The following is a 15,497-nucleotide window of genomic DNA, read 5'->3' on the forward strand; positions in this document are numbered from 1 at the left end:
TCGTTACCCTTTATTCAAATTCATCCCAGCCATCGAGCTGGCGTCGTTCCTGCTGCATCTCGCGCTGGAAGATCTCCTCCAGCTCGCGACGCGCTTCCCGCACGCGGGAGATCTGCGCCGTATCGGTATGGACCGGCATCAGCTCGCGCAGCATCCGCATATCCAGCCGGCGGAAGTGCATCTGGGCACGCTGCGCCTGATGCGGATGCATGCCGAGCGAGATCAGCGCCTTACGGCCCAGCTCCAGCGCGCTGGAGAACGTCTCACGGGAGAAGTGTTTCACACCCGCCTGCAATAATTCGTGAGCTTCAACACGTCCCCGCGCACGCGCCAGAATATGCAGATGCGGGAAATGCTGCTGACACAGCTCCACCAGCTTCATCGTATCTTCCGGATCGTTACAGGTAATGACGATGGACTCTGCCGCTTCCGCCCCCGCCGAGCGTAGCAGCTCAAGCTGGGTCGCGTCGCCGTAGTAAACCTTATAGCCATATTTACGCATCAGGTTAACCGCGCTGATATCCCGCTCCAGTACCGTAATGCGCATTTTGTTCGCCATCAGCAAACGCCCGATAACCTGTCCAAAACGACCAAAGCCCACCACAATCACCTGCGGCTTGTCGTCTTCCACCCACGGTGCTTCGTCTTCATCGTCAGTGGGATTCAGGCGGCGCGACAGCAGTTTATCCACCAGCTTCATCAGCAGCGGCGTGGTCATCATCGACAGCGTGACCGTTACCAGCAAAAGCGCCATCTGATCGTCTTTAAACAACTTCTGGGAGGAGGCGGTAGAGAACAGCACAAACGCGAACTCGCCCCCCTGGCTTAACACGCTGGCAAACTGCATGCGTTCCGAACTGCGCAAGCCATAAATGCGCGCCATGACGTACAGCACCAGCGTTTTCACCGCCACCAGGATGGCGACGCTCACCACAACCCACAGCAGATGGGTATAGAGCACGCCAAGGTTGAGCGCCATCCCCACCGAAATAAAGAACAGGCCTAACAGCAGCCCTTTGAAGGGATCGATGGCAATTTCCAGCTCGTGCCGATACTCGCTCTCCGCCAGCAGCACCCCGGCGATAAAGGTCCCGAGCGCCATCGACAGCCCCAGCGCGTCCATAAACAACGCCGACCCCAGCACCAGCAGCAGCGTCGCGGCGGTAAATACCTCGCGAACGCCCGACGCGGCAATAAAGCGGAATACGGGACGTAACAGGAAACGACCGCCAATCAGCATGCCCGCGAAGGCAAGCACCTTCATGGCGATTTTCGCCCAGTCGAAGTGATCGTCTCCGGACCCCGCCAGCAGCGGCACCAGCGCCAGAGCCGGGATGACTGCCAAATCCTGGAACAGCAGCACCGAAAAGCCGAGCTGGCCGGCTTCGTTGCGATTCATCCCTTTATCGCGCATCAGCTGCAGCGCCATCGCCGTCGACGACATCGCAAGGCCTATCCCGCCAATCACCGCCGCCTGCCATGAAAAATTGGTCAGCATTAACAGGCCACCCAGGATCGCGGCGCTGAACATCACCTGCGCGGCGCCCACGCCAAAGATAGAGCGTCGGAGTTGCCACAATTTCGAAGGATTCAGTTCCAGCCCGATGATGAACATCAGGAACACCACGCCCAGTTCGGAGAAATGGAGAATCTCATCTACATCGCTGATAAATCCCAGTCCCCAGGGGCCAATCGCGATCCCCGCCAGCAGATACCCCAACACCGCACCGATACCAATGCGTGCCGCAAGCGGCACCGCGACGACGGCCGCAAATAAAAACAGCACCCCGGCGAGGAGCAAATTCGATCCTTCCATTAACGACCTCCTGCCGGAATCGGTGACGCCAGCCATTCACCATAGGCTCTGGCGTGGCTGGCCAGTTCTTTCGGATCCTGACGTCGGGCCCAGTAGACAATAATCGGGCTCATCCAGTGCATACGGCACATCGCCGCCGTCAGCTCGAAAGGCCGCAGAATATCGCTCATCGGATAGCGGTTCAGCCCGTCGTGGCGGTAAGCACTTTCCGGCTCTCCGGTGGTGATCACACTACGCCAGTACTTTCCCGCCAGCTGGTTGCCCCCCACCCCGCTGGAGAAGCCCCGGCTCAGCACGCGGTCCAGCCACTCTTTGAGCAGCGCCGGACAACTGTAGGTGTAAAGCGGATGCTGGAACACAATGACGTCATGCTGACGCAGCAGTTCCTGCTCGTAAGGGATATCAATAAAGAAATCAGGATAGTGCGCGTAGAGATCGTGCACCGTCACGTTACTGAGCTGTGTGGCCGGCTTAAGCAGCACCCGGTTTGCCACCGAGTCCTGAGATTCCGGATGGGCATACAGCAGCAGCACTTTTGCTGTCTGAGACATCATTCCCCTCCCGGTCTTGTTTCTGTTTTTGTGTATCGTCGTTGTTTTGGGCTACCATGGCGGCCCGGTGCGGAAAATGGCCCACACCTTACATTATCATAATGACAAATTAACATAGTCGGAACATACGGCGCTTCTATGATTGTTTTCTCCTCGTTACAAATTCGTCGCGGCGTGCGCGTCCTGCTGGATAACGCCACTGCTACCATCAACCCGGGCCAAAAAGTGGGCCTGGTCGGCAAAAACGGCTGTGGTAAATCCACCCTGCTGGCACTGCTGAAAAACGAGATTAGCGCGGATGGCGGTAACTTTACCTTCCCGGGGAACTGGCAGCTCGCCTGGGTAAACCAGGAGACGCCGGCGCTGAGCGAACCGGCACTCGACTATGTTATCGACGGCGACCGGGAATACCGTAAGCTCGAGGCGGAACTTAACGCCGCTAACGAGCGCAACGACGGCCACGCCATCGCCACCGTTCACGGCAAGCTGGACGCTATCGACGCGTGGACCATTCGCTCCCGCGCCTCCAGCCTGCTACACGGCCTGGGCTTCAGCAATGAACAGCTGGAACGCCCGGTCAGCGACTTCTCCGGCGGCTGGCGTATGCGACTCAACCTGGCGCAGGCGCTGATCTGCCGCTCTGACCTGCTGCTGCTCGATGAACCGACTAACCACCTCGATCTCGATGCGGTTATTTGGCTGGAGAAGTGGCTCAAGAGCTATCAGGGCACTCTGATTCTGATCTCCCACGACCGCGACTTCCTCGACCCGGTAGTGGATAAAATCGTTCACATCGAACAGCAAACGATGTTCGAGTACACCGGCAACTACAGCTCCTTCGAGCGTCAGCGCGCGACGCGCCTTGCCCAGCAGCAGTCCATGTACGAAAGCCAGCAGCAGCGCGTGGCGCACCTGCAAAGCTTTGTGGATCGCTTTAAGGCCAAAGCCTCAAAAGCCAAGCAGGCCCAGAGCCGCATCAAGATGCTGGAACGCATGGAGATGATTGCCCCGGCGCACGTGGATAACCCGTTCCACTTCAGCTTCCGCGAGCCGGAAAGTCTGCCGAACCCGCTGCTGAAGATGGAGAAGGTCAGCGCGGGCTATGCCGACCGCATTATTCTCGACTCCATCAAGCTCAACCTGGTGCCGGGTTCGCGCATTGGCCTGCTGGGGCGTAACGGCGCCGGTAAATCGACGCTGATCAAGCTGCTGGCGGGCGAGCTTAGCCCGGTCAGCGGTGAAATCGGCCTGGCGAAGGGCATCAAGCTGGGTTACTTCGCCCAGCATCAGCTGGAATTTTTACGTGCGGATGAATCGCCGATTCAGCACCTCGCGCGTCTGGCGCCGCAGGAGATGGAGCAGAAGCTGCGCGACTATCTCGGCGGCTTTGGCTTCCAGGGTGATAAGGTGACGGAAAACACCGAGCGCTTCTCCGGCGGCGAAAAGGCCCGTCTGGTGCTGGCGCTGATCGTCTGGCAGCGCCCGAACCTGCTGCTGCTCGATGAACCGACCAACCACCTGGATCTCGATATGCGTCAGGCGCTGACCGAAGCGCTGATTGAGTTCGAAGGCGCGCTGGTGGTGGTTTCGCACGACCGTCACCTGATCCGCTCCACCACGGACGATCTCTATTTAGTGCACAGCGGCAAAGTCGAACCGTTCGACGGCGATCTGGAAGACTACCAGCAGTGGCTGACGGACGTGCAGAAGCAGGAGAACCAGCCGGAGGAATCGGCAAAAGACAACGCCAACAGCGCGCAGGCGCGTAAAGACCAGAAGCGTCGTGAAGCGGAGCTGCGCACCCAGACGCAGCCGCTGCGTAAAGAGATTATCCGTCTCGAAAAAGAGATGGAAAAACTCAACGCCACGCTTGCCGCTGTTGAAGAGAAGCTCGGCGACAGCGGTCTGTATGACCAGAGCCGCAAGGCTGAACTGACCGACTGCCTGCAAACGCAGGCGAAGACCAAATCCAGTCTCGAAGAGTGCGAAATGGCGTGGCTCGACGCACAGGAACAGCTGGAAGCGATGCTGCAGGCTGAATAACACGCCGGGAGGGCTATGAGTTTCGATATCACAAGCGAGATTACGTTCCGCAAGCTCAGCATCTTCATGACGTTTATGGAGAAAGGGAATATTGCGCGTACCGCCGAAACTCTGGGCCTGAGCGGCGTGAGCGTGCACCGTGCGCTGCACACCCTGGAAGAGAACGTACGCTGCCCGCTCTTCACCCACAAGGGGCGCAACCTGATTGCCCTGCCTTCCGCCTGGACGCTGCTGGAGTACTGCCAGGAGGTGATGCAGGTGATGGAGCGCGGGCTGGAAGAGTCGCGCAAAATTGCCGGGATCGGTCAGGGGCGGCTGCGAGTCGGGACGCTCTACTCGCTCACCCTGGAAACCGTGCCGCGTCTGATCATGGGCATGAAGCTGCGTCGTCCGGATCTGGAGATGGATCTGACGATGGGCTCCAACGACACCCTGCTGCACATGCTGGATGAAGGCTCGCTGGACGCGATTCTTATCTCCATCTCCGAAAGCGACATTGACCGTAACAGCCTCGAAGTGCTGCCCCTGTTTCATGACGACATCTTCCTTGCCGCACCGGCTTCCGCCACGCTGAATACCCGCGGACCCGCGGATCTGCGTGATTACAAAGACCAGAAATTTGTCGCTCTGGCAGAAGGGTTCGCCACCTATGCAGGGTTTCAGGAAGCCTTTCATATCGCCGGTTTCGAGCCGGAGATAGTTACTCGGGTGAATGACATTTTCTCGATGCTCAGCCTGGTGCAGGCAGGCGTTGGTTTTACGCTGATGCCGGGCAGGATGAAGAAAGTGTATGAGAATTCCGTGCAGCTGTTGAAGCTGGCGGAGCCGTACCAGATGCAGCAGCTGATTGCGATCGTCTTTGCCCGCAACCGCGAGCAGGACCCGAGCCTGCGGGCATTAGCCGCCGAAGGGCGGATGTATGCGCGCAGCCTGCAGGAAAATACGTGATACAAAACAAGGCAATCGAACCCGTAGGCCCGGTAAGGCGCAGCCGCTACCGGGCAAAATTCTCACCGCTGAAGCCGCTTCGCCAGATGCACCGCAACGTCCACCCCGCTGCGCTCCAGTGAAATCGTCTCTCCTTCCCACGCAGCCTGACGCGTCAGGCAGGTCAGCACGCCGCCAGGCGGCATTTCAATCGCCAGCCGGGCTTCGCGTTCATTCGCTGAAATCATCGCCTCCTGCCAGCGCACGGTACGCGCCATGTTCATCGCCAGATCGTCGGCGATCTTTTCCGGCTGCCACAGCACGCGCCCGCTGCTGCCGCTCAGATAGGCGCAGCGTGGGCGTGAAAGCGTAACCGATTCAAACGCCGCTGCCAGCTTTTGCGCGGGTTCCGCCAGCAGTTCGCAGTGGGACGGCACGCTGACCGCCAGCCGTTTGGCCTTGCTCGCCCCTTTCGCCAGCGCGCGCGACGCCGCCTGCGCCATCCCGTCATCGCTTCCGGCAATCACGATCTGCGTTTCGGCATTCAGGTTGGCAATGTAGGTCCCGGTGCCCTGGATAAGGTCTTCCACCTGCGGCAGAGTGAGCCCCATAATTGCCGTCAGGCCGTAGCCGTGCGGATACGCCTGCTCCATCAGATCGCCACGCAGCGCCACCAGCTTCAGCGCATCCGTGAAGTCCAGCGCGCCTGCAATGACCGCCGCCGGATAAGCGCCGATGGACAGCCCGCTGACGATATCCGGCGCCACGCCGCGCCGTTCCAGCTCGCGCGCCCAGGCCACGCCTGCAATTAGCAGGCAAAGCTGAACCGCGCGGGTATGGCTTAACGCGTCTGCGCTATCCAGCGTATCGACTTCGCTGCCCAGTACCGCACGCGCCCGTTCCAGCTCCGTTCCCGGCAGGTTTTGCAGCATGCCTTCATGCTGCGTGCCCTGTCCCGGAAAGGTAAACACTATTTTCATCACTCCTCCCTGCGCCACGGATCCGCCACCAGGCGCGGTCCACGGCAGGTTTTCAGCAGCGTTTTGCCGTCGCGCAGCCACTCTGCCAGCGCAAAGCCACCCTCGGGGGTATCCACCTGTGTATCCGCCCGACACAGCGCCCGGCTAAGCTGAGACTGCCAGCCAGCAAACGCATCGGGGGAAACGGCGTGCGGGGCGCGGATCAGCAGATCAAGATCGCTGTCGGCATGAATAACCGGAATACCGGTCGCCAGCGCGTAGCCGGTGCTGCCGGTAATGCCCCACGTCCACGGCCACGCCTGCTGAGAAAGCTGCAGCGCCACCTGAACGGGTGGCTGGGTAACAAACGGCGAGCGCAGCAGATCGGCCGCAACGCTCAGGTCTTCCGGTGAAACCACGCGTAACACGTTTTCCGGCTTCACCCACCCGGCCGCCCGCTGGTCGCGACGCAGTCCGCGCACGCCAACGGGGATCCGGCCTTCACTGTCAACATCACGCCGCACCACCACCGGCAGGCCAGTATGCCAGGCCGCCTCCACCCAGGATTCGGTGATGCCTTCCAGCGTGTCGCGCGCGGTAAGCCAGATGAGGTCGTGCGGGCGTAATGTTGTAGTCATGATTACATTCCTGAAGTCAGCGAGATAAACAGCGGCAGCGACAGGATACACAGTACGGAGCTTAACAGCAGCACGGCTTCAGCATCCGGCGACTGCACGCCAAAGCGGTTACCGAACACCACGCCGAAGAAGCCCGCAGAAAGTGCAATCATCAGGATAGCGGTGATCGCCACGGAGCCATGCAGGCCGAAGATCAGCACAATACCCCAGGCAATCGCTGGCTGAATCAGCAGCTTGGCGATGGTTGACGTAATCACCATGGTGTTGATCTGCAGCTTACGGGCAGAGAGGATCACCCCGGTCAGGAACAGCGCGGCAGCGGTGGCGGACAGCCCCAGCGGTTTAATCGCTGCAAGAACCAGTTCCGGCATTTTGATCCCAATGGCGGAAAGAATCACGCCCAGCAGCGGGCCCATCACGATCGGTTTTTTAATGGAGCGCCACATCAGCACCGGCAGCATGGAGAGCGTCGAGCCCGAGTTATTCCCCTCGGCGCGTGCTTTCTCACGCTCCAGAATCAGCAGGCAGAACGGGGTCATCAGCACCGAACCGCAGGCAATAGAGACCGCAACGGAAAGCGACGTGGACGAACCTTCACCCAGCACGCTGCCCAGAATCGGCAGGCCAAGCGCTGCATAGTTCGGTAAAGCTACCGTCAGGGTCAGCACGGCCGCGTCCTGCGGGGATTTCTTAAAGACTTTCGTGGCGAGGAAGTAGATGGCCGCATAGGTGATCCACATCGCCAGAGTGAGAACCAGAATCAGCGGCGACTGCGCCACGATGCCGGCCCACGGCGTTTGCACGGTGGCGCCAAACAGCGCGGCAGGCAGTGCAAAATCCATCACGAAGATATTGAGCAGGGAGACATTTTTGTTATCGACCATCTTTGCCTTACCGGCCCAGAATCCCAGCAGCATGATGACGAAAATCGGTGCAAGAGCATGAACAATTACGTAAGTCATAAATCACCTGTAGTAAAAAAAGTTTTAGCACTGGTGCGATGTTTATTATTTTTCAGGATGCAGGCTCCCGCGCGGGCGCAGCGGGCGCGCCCACGGGGTTTGCATCTCCGGCAGGTCTTTTTTTTACTTACCAGCTGGCTCGCATACGTTCGCGTACGAGCGCCGAGCTGCGGCGGTTGTCAGCACCCAGACGGTTTTTCAACGTGGTGTCCTGACGAGCGTCACTGATGGCCTGTTGCAGGGTGGTTTTCACCAGCGTCAGATCGTTATCGGAGGGGGCATCCGGGTTGCTGATATCCAGCAGGTTAGAGAGCAGCCCCAGCGTGGCGTAGTTGCCGATGTCGTATGCCATTGGCGGAATGGTCGCCGCCAGTTTTTCCAGCGCCTCGACGGTTCGCAGCGTGATGCGCGCGGCGGACTCTTTGCCCATCGCATGGATCAGCACGCCTTTGTCGTTAAAGGCGATCAGACGGTTGGCCTGATAGCCGTGCGCCAGGAACGCGCCGGACATCGCCTTGCCGACGATAAGCCCAATCACCGGGTGACCGGCCAGGCGCGCATTCGCATAGGCTGCTGCCGCACCGGCCAGCGCCTGATGAATACCAAACGCCTCTTCGCGTCGGCCATAGGCCTGGCTTGGAACATCGATCACTGCCACAATCGGGCGCTTCACGCCCTTATCGGCATCCGCCGCGACGGTTTCGCTGACTACTTTCGCCAGGGTCCAGCCCTCCAGCAGACCGACTTCCCCTTTCGCCGCGCGCGGGAAGTGGTTGTTGGCATCCGGGACAACGGCAACAAAACGTACCGCTTCGCCGTTCAGTTCACCGTCTGCCGCCTGCACGGACGGGCACAGTCCCGCGATACGTTTGGCATTCGGGGAGAGGGTTTCCAGCCAGAGCTCGCCGCGGTTTTTTGAATTACTCATCATTTCACCTCCCGGGCAAAAAGTGCGTTAATCTGTTCGGCATCGGCCTGTTTGCGGGTGTCGAAATTCGTTAAACGGTTCAGGTAATCGTCGTAGTTGTCGGTGCGGTGTTTCGCGGGAACGCCTTTACCAATCGCGTCGTTCATCGCCTTTTTCACCGCGTTGATACCATCGCCGACGAGCGCATCCACCAGCCCGCTTTGATAGCGCACTTCACCGCCGGTCATGCTCCAGATAAACGGACGATCGCGGGAGTCGTACTCCTCAATGCCCGCCTCCTGCTCGATAACCTGCGGGCCGTTAAGACCAAGACGCGCTTCGCGGGTCACAATCAGATAACTGCACAGCGCTGCCGCGATGGACATCCCGCCGAAGCAGCCCACGGTCCCGGCCACAATCCCGATGACGGGCGTGTAGCGACGCAGGTCGACAATCGCGGCGTGGATATCGGCAATCGCCGCCAGGCCGAGGTTCGCTTCCTGCAGACGCACGCCGCCGGTTTCGAGGCACAGCACCGCCTGCGTCGGAATGCCGTTGCGGTTATCTTCCGCCGCCAATTCCAGCGCCGCCGCCATTTTGGCACCGGACACTTCGCCCATGCTGCCGCCCTGGAACGCGCCTTCAATCGCCACGACGACGGCAGGCTTGCCGTTGATGGTGCCTTTCGCCACCACCATGCCGTCGTCCGCCTGCGGCACAATGCCCTGTGGCCCAAGCCACGGAGAGATAATGCCTTCAAACGGATCCAGCAGTTCGCGGTAGCTGCCCTCGTCGAGCAGAGCCTGCGCGCGCTGGCGCGCTTTCAGTTCGATAAAGCTGCTGTCATCACGCATGGCTCACCCCCTCAAAAACCTGTTCGATACGAATGCGCGCCACGCCCGGCGTCGCGCCGAAGTCGTGGATGGTCAACTTCCCTGCGGGCAGGCTGCTGACGGTTTGCAGACGGTTGAACAGCGCCTCCCAGCGACCCCGGCTGTTGTCCACGGAGGTGGTGATATCAATGGTTAGCGTCTGGCCCGGTTCGGCGGTGAAGAGCACCTCCATATCCCCGGAACCAACTACCCCTGCCAGCGCCCTGCCGCTTAACGCGCGGCTGGCTGGCACGGTCAATGTGATTTTTTCCATAACATCCTCTTAATGCTTTGAATTTGGCGTTTCGATGCGGTCGAGAAACAGCGTGGCTGCAAGCAGGTCGGCAGCGCCGCCCGGTGAGGCGTTGAGCGCCAGCATCTGACGGTCTAACCTGGCCAGCGCCTGCTGGCCCGCAGGCGTTGCGCAGCCGCCGGTATTCAGCACCGCACGGGCACCGTCCTGCATGGCGTCAAGCCCTTCCATTCCGGCACGTGACAGCACGCAGGTGTCGGTGAGTGAGGTCATGATGGCCATCAGCGCGTCGAGCCTGGCATGCGTTTCGCTGCTGCCGTTGAGGCGGCTCAGACGAAGCTGCGGCAGCGCACGCTGCATAACGTGCGGAAACGCCTGCTGCGCCTCTTCACGCGCGCCCGGCACGCGGTAACGGTGCGTGGCGCGCAGGCCTTTACTGAACACCTTCGGCGCCGCGTCGTCCGGCAGTCTCGCCAGCTGTGCGGCGGTACGGGCGACGTCTTGCGCCCTGGCATCACCGCCGAGCATCGCCACCGCGCTGACCAGCAGCCCCAGCGCCCAAATCGCGCCGCGATGGGTGTTTACGCCACCGGTTGCGGCCATCATTTGCTGCTCGCCTTCGCGACCGAGTCGCCCGACGGTTTGCCGAAGTGCGATATCTGCCGGACGCTGCCAGCTTTGCTGCGCCAGCGCCTGAAACGTGGAGGTCAGGCTGTGCGCCGAGCGCTCCATCAGCGCAAGGGATAAATCGTGGTGCGCGCCGTTCCCCCGACTGTCCACCAGACCGGGTTTCGGGCTTAAACGTGCTTCGTCAATCAGACACTGCGTGGCGGTTCGCGCCAGCCATTCGGCACCGCCTTCAACCTGAATCTGGGGGAGAAGCTTCATTACCAGCTCCGGAATTTCGCAGGTGGGTTATACAAACCGCCGGACCACTCAACGAGGTCAGACACGCTGCCCGCAGCCAGCAGAGAGCGGGTGGCGTCAGTGCGGCGAATCCCCATATCTTCCGGATACACAACCTTGCCGCTCTGGCGCAGTTCCGCCACGCGTTTGGCGTCCACGCCCAGGCCGATGTCGGTGATCCCCGCGACGGCGGCAACCATGGCCCGACGCTCTTCCAGATCTTTCGCCCGGTAGAGGTAGGCAATCCCCTCTTCCGTCAGCACGTGCGTCACGTCATCTCCGTAAATCATCACCGGTGCCAGCGGCATGCCGGAGGCTTTCGCCACGTCTACGGCATCGAGTTTTTCCACGAAGGTTGGCTTCACGCCTGCCTGGAAGGTTTCGACCATCTGCACGACCAGCTTTTTACCGCGCTGCATCGGGTCCGGCTCGGTGATCATGTTCAGCCAGGCCGGCGTGGCGTGGCGGCGACCGTGCGGGTCATGGCCCATGTTTGGCGCACCGCCGAAGCCGGAAAGACGACCGCGGGTCACGGTTGAGGAGTTGGCGTAACCGTCTACCTGCAGCGTAGAGCCGATAAACATATCCACCGCGTACTGACCTGCCAGCTGGCAGAAGGCACGGTTGGAACGCATAGAGCCGTCGGCACCGGTAAAGAAGACGTCCGGACGAGCACGGATGTACTCTTCCATCCCCAGCTCGCCGCCGAAGCAGTGCACGCTCTCCACCCAACCGCTTTCGATGGCGGGGATCAGCGTCGGATGGGGGTTCAGCGTCCAGTGTTTACAGATTTTGCCCTTCAGGCCGAGCTGTTCGCCGTAGGTGGGCAGCAGCAGCTCGATCGCTGCGGTGTTAAAGCCGATACCGTGGTTCAGGGACTGCACCTGGTGCTCCGCGTAGATGCCTTTGATGGCCATCATCGCCATCAGGATATGTTCCTGTTTAATGAGGCGTGGGTCGCGGGTGAACAGCGGTTCGATAAAGAACGGCTTATCGGCAACCACCACGAAGTCAATCCACGAGCCCGGAATATCCACGCGCGGCAGGTCACACTCGTCATCCACCAGCTCGTTCACCTGCGCGATGACGATGCCGTCATGGAACGCGGCGGCTTCCACCAGCGCCGGGGTATCTTCGGTGCTCGCCCCGGTGTAGAGGTTGCCTTTGCGGTCGGCTTTAAAGCCGGCAATCAGCGCCACGTTGGGCGACAGGTCGACGTAGAGACGTGAGTAAAGTTCGATGTAGGTGTGAATTGCGCCGATTTCGAGCTGACCATCTTCCAGCAGCTGGGAGATTCGCAGGCTCTGCGTCCCGGAGAAGGAGAAATCCAGCTTGCGGGCGATGCCTTTCTCGAAGATATCCAGATGCTCGCTGCGGCCGACGCTCGGCATGATCATATGCAGGTCGTGGACAATTTGCGGATTCACTTCGGCCAGCGCGCGGGAAAGGAAATCCGCCTGCTTCTGGTTGTTACCTTCCAGAACGACCTTGTCGCCAGGCGCGATTAATTTTTCCAGCATGGCGACAAGATCGCCGGTTGGCAGTACCTTGCCCTGCACCGGTACGGACGCCAGGCGACGCGCTTTTTCGCTGCGTCGCGTGTTCCATTGCCGGGTGGGTGTTTGCCCAGATAACATTATTAACCTCCTGATTCAGCTAATCATTTTGATTTTCTTAACGTTGAGTAAAGTGTGCGCTCTGGTGAGAAAGGCATCAATTAAGCGTAGAGTGGAATCATTAGCCTGAGAGTAATAATCAAGGTAAAGATTTGTGATCGGGATCAGTTCATGTTTCGGAAAACCAGGCTAAACGGGGTACAATTCGGAAAGTACCGTAAATTTCTGACAAGAATCAGCATCGCCCTTATGACCCAAATCATTCCATCAGACTTCGACATTGCGGCCGAAGACAGCACTGAGTTCGTGCCTATGCGCGGCGTGGCCAATCGCCATTTGCAGACCATGCTGCCGCGACTGATCCGCCGCAAGGTTCAGTTCACCCCACACTGGCAGCGGCTTGACCTGCCAGACGGTGATTTTCTGGATCTCGCCTGGAGCGAAGCGCCGGAGCAGGCCCGCCATAAGCCGCGTCTGGTGGTCTTTCACGGTCTGGAAGGCAGCCTGCACAGCCCGTATGCACATGGGTTAATTGAGGCGGCAAAAGCGCGCGGCTGGCTCGGCGTGGTGATGCATTTTCGCGGCTGCAGCGGCGAACCGAATCGTCAGAAACGCATTTATCACTCGGGTGAAACCGAAGACGGAACGTGGTTTTTACACTGGCTACGGGACAACTTTGGCACCGTGCCGACCGCCGCGGTGGGCTACTCGCTGGGCGGCAATATGCTGGCCTGCCTGCTGGCCAAAGAGGGTGAAAGCGTACCGCTGGATGCCGCCGTCATTGTCTCCGCGCCGTTTATGCTGGAGCAGTGCAGCTACCACATGGATAAAGGCTTTTCCCGCGTCTATCAGCGCTACCTACTCAACCTGCTGAAGGCCAACGCGGCGCGTAAGCTGAAAGCCTACCCGGATACCCTGCCGGTAAGCCTGCGTCAGCTGAAAAAGGTGCGCCGTATTCGCGAGTTCGACGACCTGATCACCGCGAAAATCCACGGCTTCGCCGATGCGATTGACTATTATCGTCAGTGCAGCGCCATGCCGCTGCTCAGCAAGATCACGCAGCCAACGCTGATCATTCATGCCAAAGATGACCCGTTTATGGATCATCATTCGATCCCCGCTCAGGAATTCCTGCCCGACAACGTTCACTATCAGTTGACCGAGCACGGCGGCCACGTCGGGTTTATCGGCGGTACGCTGCGCCGCCCGAAAATGTGGCTTGAGACGCGTATTCCTGACTGGCTAACCCCTTATCTGGACGGTGCAAAATGATTATTCCCTGGCAGGATCTGGCTCCCGAAACGCTCGATAATCTGATTGAAAGCTTTGTATTACGCGAAGGCACCGATTATGGTGAACAGGAACGCTCGCTTGAGCAAAAGGTCAACGATGTAAAGCGCCAGCTGAAAAGCGGCGACGTGGTGCTGGTGTGGTCAGAACTGCATGAGACGGTCAATATCATGCCCCGCAACGCGTTTCACGGCTGATCTTCCACCCTTTTAAGTCAGGGAGTTGCTATGTCTGCCAGACATCCGGTTATTGCCGTTACGGGGTCGAGTGGTGCGGGAACCACCACCACCAGCCTCGCCTTTCGCAAGATTTTCGCCCAGCTGAATCTTCGTGCGGCGGAGGTCGAAGGCGACAGCTTTCACCGCTACACGCGTCCGGAGATGGACATGGCCATCCGTAAAGCGCGCGATCTGGGTAAACACATCAGCTATTTCGGCCCGGAAGCCAATGACTTCGGCCTGCTGGAACAAACCTTTATAGAGTACGGTCAGAGCGGCAAAGGGCAGTCCCGCAAGTATCTGCATACCTATGATGAAGCTGTTCCCTGGAATCAGGTGCCGGGGACGTTCACCCCGTGGCAACCGCTGCCGGAACCCACCGACGTACTGTTTTACGAAGGATTGCACGGTGGCGTGGTCACTCCTCAACACGACGTGGCGCGCCACGTGGATCTGCTGGTCGGCGTGGTCCCTATCGTTAACCTGGAGTGGATCCAGAAGCTGACGCGCGACATGAGCGAGCGCGGCCATTCACGAGAGGCGGTGATGGACTCGGTGGTGCGCTCCATGGAAGATTACATCAACTTCCTGACGCCGCAGTTCTCCCGTACCCATATCAACTTCCAGCGCGTGCCGACGGTGGACACCTCCAACCCGTTTGCCGCCAAAAGTATCCCGTCCCTTGATGAGAGCTTTGTGGTGATCCATTTCCGCAATCTCGAAGGCATTGATTACCCCTGGCTACTGGCCATGCTGCAGGGCTCGTTTATTTCGCACATGAATACGTTAGTCGTGCCGGGCGGAAAAATGGGGCTGGCGATGGAGCTCATCATGACGCCGCTGGTGGAGCGACTGATGGAAGGGAAGCAGATTGCGTGAACATGTTCCCTCTCCCTGTGGGAGAGGGTTAGGGTGAGGGCATCAACACGCACGATGCCCCAATAATTAAGCCTCGATCACTTCATACGAATGCGTGATTTTTACCGCTTTCTCCAGCATTAACGCCACAGAGCAGTACTTCTCCGCAGACAGATCCACCGCACGCGAGACCGCTGCGTCCTTCAACTCTTTACCGGTGACCACAAAGTGCAGATTAATATGGGTGAACAGGCGTGGCGCCTCTTCGCGACGTTCTGACGTGAGTTTAACCTCACAATCCGTCACGTCATGACGACCTTTTTGCAGAATCGACACCACGTCAATGGCGCTGCATCCCCCTGCCGCCATCAGCACCATTTCCATTGGGCTTGGCGCTTTATCGCCGGAGTTACCGTCCATCAAAATCTGGTGTCCTGACGCGGACTCGCCCAGGAACGTTAAACCTTCAACCCATTTCACGCGCGCTTGCATATTCTTAAACTCCAACGTTGCATTTTTGGTGACAGATTACGCGTGCGTTACATTTCTCGCAATGGAAGGCGACCTGCATCATGCTGAAGCGAGACACCAGGAGACACGCGGCGAAAGCTATGCTAAAACACTCTGGATGCTACAGTAATACATTGACGTTACACATGTATGCAGAGGACATCAAACTTT

Annotated in this window: 16 protein-coding genes; 5 read left to right on the forward strand and 11 right to left on the reverse strand. The window is 59.3% G+C overall.

The genetic code is table 11. From position 1 onward, the window contains the following. Nucleotides 1–10 precede the first annotated feature (10 nt). Nucleotides 11–1,816, reverse strand: a complete 1,806-nt coding sequence (gene kefB, locus ACMGG5_RS04070) for a glutathione-regulated potassium-efflux system protein KefB (RefSeq protein WP_024907946.1) — start codon at nucleotides 1,814–1,816, stop codon at nucleotides 11–13. Further along, nucleotides 1,816–2,370: a glutathione-regulated potassium-efflux system ancillary protein KefG gene (gene kefG / locus ACMGG5_RS04075; RefSeq protein ID WP_021242220.1), complete on the reverse strand. Its 555-nt coding sequence runs from the start codon at nucleotides 2,368–2,370 to the stop codon at nucleotides 1,816–1,818. Before kefG ends, kefB begins: the two co-directional genes overlap by 1 nt. Nucleotides 2,371–2,505: 135 nt before the next feature. On the opposite strand from kefG, the gene ACMGG5_RS04080 reads away from it, so the two are divergent. Continuing rightward, on the forward strand, nucleotides 2,506–4,410 hold the full coding sequence (locus ACMGG5_RS04080) for an ABC transporter ATP-binding protein (protein ID WP_420277536.1): 1,905 nt from the start codon (nucleotides 2,506–2,508) through the stop codon (nucleotides 4,408–4,410). Between the two features lie 15 nt (nucleotides 4,411–4,425). After that, a complete protein-coding gene (locus tag ACMGG5_RS04085; RefSeq protein ID WP_420277537.1) occupies nucleotides 4,426–5,358 on the forward strand; it encodes a LysR family transcriptional regulator in 933 nt (310 codons plus the stop codon). 62 nt (nucleotides 5,359–5,420) lie between these two features. Here ACMGG5_RS04085 and mdcH read toward each other — a convergent pair whose 3' ends face one another. The 8 genes from mdcH to mdcA all read right to left on the reverse strand — a co-directional run bounded on the left by mdcH (nucleotide 5,421) and on the right by mdcA (nucleotide 12,471). After that, a complete protein-coding gene (gene mdcH / locus ACMGG5_RS04090) occupies nucleotides 5,421–6,317 on the reverse strand; it encodes a malonate decarboxylase subunit epsilon (RefSeq protein WP_420277538.1) in 897 nt (298 codons plus the stop codon). Beyond that, on the reverse strand, nucleotides 6,317–6,934 hold the full coding sequence (locus ACMGG5_RS04095; RefSeq protein WP_420277539.1) for a malonate decarboxylase holo-ACP synthase: 618 nt from the start codon (nucleotides 6,932–6,934) through the stop codon (nucleotides 6,317–6,319). The genes mdcH and ACMGG5_RS04095 overlap by 1 nt, the downstream gene beginning before the upstream one ends. 2 nt (nucleotides 6,935–6,936) lie before the next feature. Continuing rightward, nucleotides 6,937–7,896, reverse strand: a complete 960-nt coding sequence (locus ACMGG5_RS04100; protein WP_420277540.1) for an AEC family transporter — start codon at nucleotides 7,894–7,896, stop codon at nucleotides 6,937–6,939. A gap of 127 nt (nucleotides 7,897–8,023) precedes the next feature. After that, the gene (mdcE, locus tag ACMGG5_RS04105) at nucleotides 8,024–8,824 is read right to left on the reverse strand and encodes a biotin-independent malonate decarboxylase subunit gamma (protein WP_420278599.1); all 801 of its coding nucleotides are present in this window, start codon (nucleotides 8,822–8,824) and stop codon (nucleotides 8,024–8,026) included. Then, entirely contained in the window at nucleotides 8,824–9,657 is an 834-nt protein-coding gene (locus ACMGG5_RS04110; RefSeq protein WP_420277541.1) for a biotin-independent malonate decarboxylase subunit beta, read from the reverse strand. Before ACMGG5_RS04110 ends, mdcE begins: the two co-directional genes overlap by 1 nt. After that, complete coding sequence (mdcC, locus tag ACMGG5_RS04115) at nucleotides 9,650–9,949, reverse strand: malonate decarboxylase acyl carrier protein (protein WP_014885504.1); 300 nt, start codon at nucleotides 9,947–9,949, stop codon at nucleotides 9,650–9,652. The genes ACMGG5_RS04110 and mdcC overlap by 8 nt, the downstream gene beginning before the upstream one ends. Before the next feature lie 9 nt (nucleotides 9,950–9,958). Next, nucleotides 9,959–10,816 carry a triphosphoribosyl-dephospho-CoA synthase gene (locus ACMGG5_RS04120; RefSeq protein WP_420277542.1) on the reverse strand — a complete coding sequence of 286 codons (858 nt, stop codon included), beginning with the start codon at nucleotides 10,814–10,816 and terminating at the stop codon, nucleotides 9,959–9,961. Continuing rightward, nucleotides 10,816–12,471: a malonate decarboxylase subunit alpha gene (gene mdcA / locus ACMGG5_RS04125; protein WP_420277543.1), complete on the reverse strand. Its 1,656-nt coding sequence runs from the start codon at nucleotides 12,469–12,471 to the stop codon at nucleotides 10,816–10,818. The genes ACMGG5_RS04120 and mdcA overlap by 1 nt, the downstream gene beginning before the upstream one ends. A 228-nt stretch (nucleotides 12,472–12,699) precedes the next feature. Here mdcA and ACMGG5_RS04130 point away from each other — a divergent pair, with 228 nt between their 5' ends. From ACMGG5_RS04130 to ACMGG5_RS04140, 3 genes are read left to right on the forward strand one after another with little or no spacing between them, the layout of a single operon-like run. Further along, complete coding sequence (locus ACMGG5_RS04130; RefSeq protein WP_032648359.1) at nucleotides 12,700–13,722, forward strand: hydrolase; 1,023 nt, start codon at nucleotides 12,700–12,702, stop codon at nucleotides 13,720–13,722. Beyond that, nucleotides 13,719–13,937 carry a YheU family protein gene (locus ACMGG5_RS04135; protein WP_008503016.1) on the forward strand — a complete coding sequence of 73 codons (219 nt, stop codon included), beginning with the start codon at nucleotides 13,719–13,721 and terminating at the stop codon, nucleotides 13,935–13,937. The genes ACMGG5_RS04130 and ACMGG5_RS04135 overlap by 4 nt, the downstream gene beginning before the upstream one ends. A 30-nt stretch (nucleotides 13,938–13,967) precedes the next feature. Then, on the forward strand, nucleotides 13,968–14,837 hold the full coding sequence (locus ACMGG5_RS04140; RefSeq protein WP_008503017.1) for a phosphoribulokinase: 870 nt from the start codon (nucleotides 13,968–13,970) through the stop codon (nucleotides 14,835–14,837). 66 nt (nucleotides 14,838–14,903) lie between these two features. On the opposite strand, the gene ACMGG5_RS04145 is transcribed toward ACMGG5_RS04140, so the two are convergent. Next, nucleotides 14,904–15,308 (reverse strand): OsmC family protein, encoded by a 405-nt coding sequence (locus tag ACMGG5_RS04145; RefSeq protein ID WP_008503018.1) that lies wholly within the window; start codon nucleotides 15,306–15,308, stop codon nucleotides 14,904–14,906. Between the last annotated feature and the right edge of the window lie 189 nt (nucleotides 15,309–15,497).

The sequence above is a fragment of the Enterobacter sp. BNK-34 genome, from assembly GCF_048684445.1.
In the GTDB taxonomy this organism is placed as follows: domain Bacteria; phylum Pseudomonadota; class Gammaproteobacteria; order Enterobacterales; family Enterobacteriaceae; genus Enterobacter; species Enterobacter pseudoroggenkampii.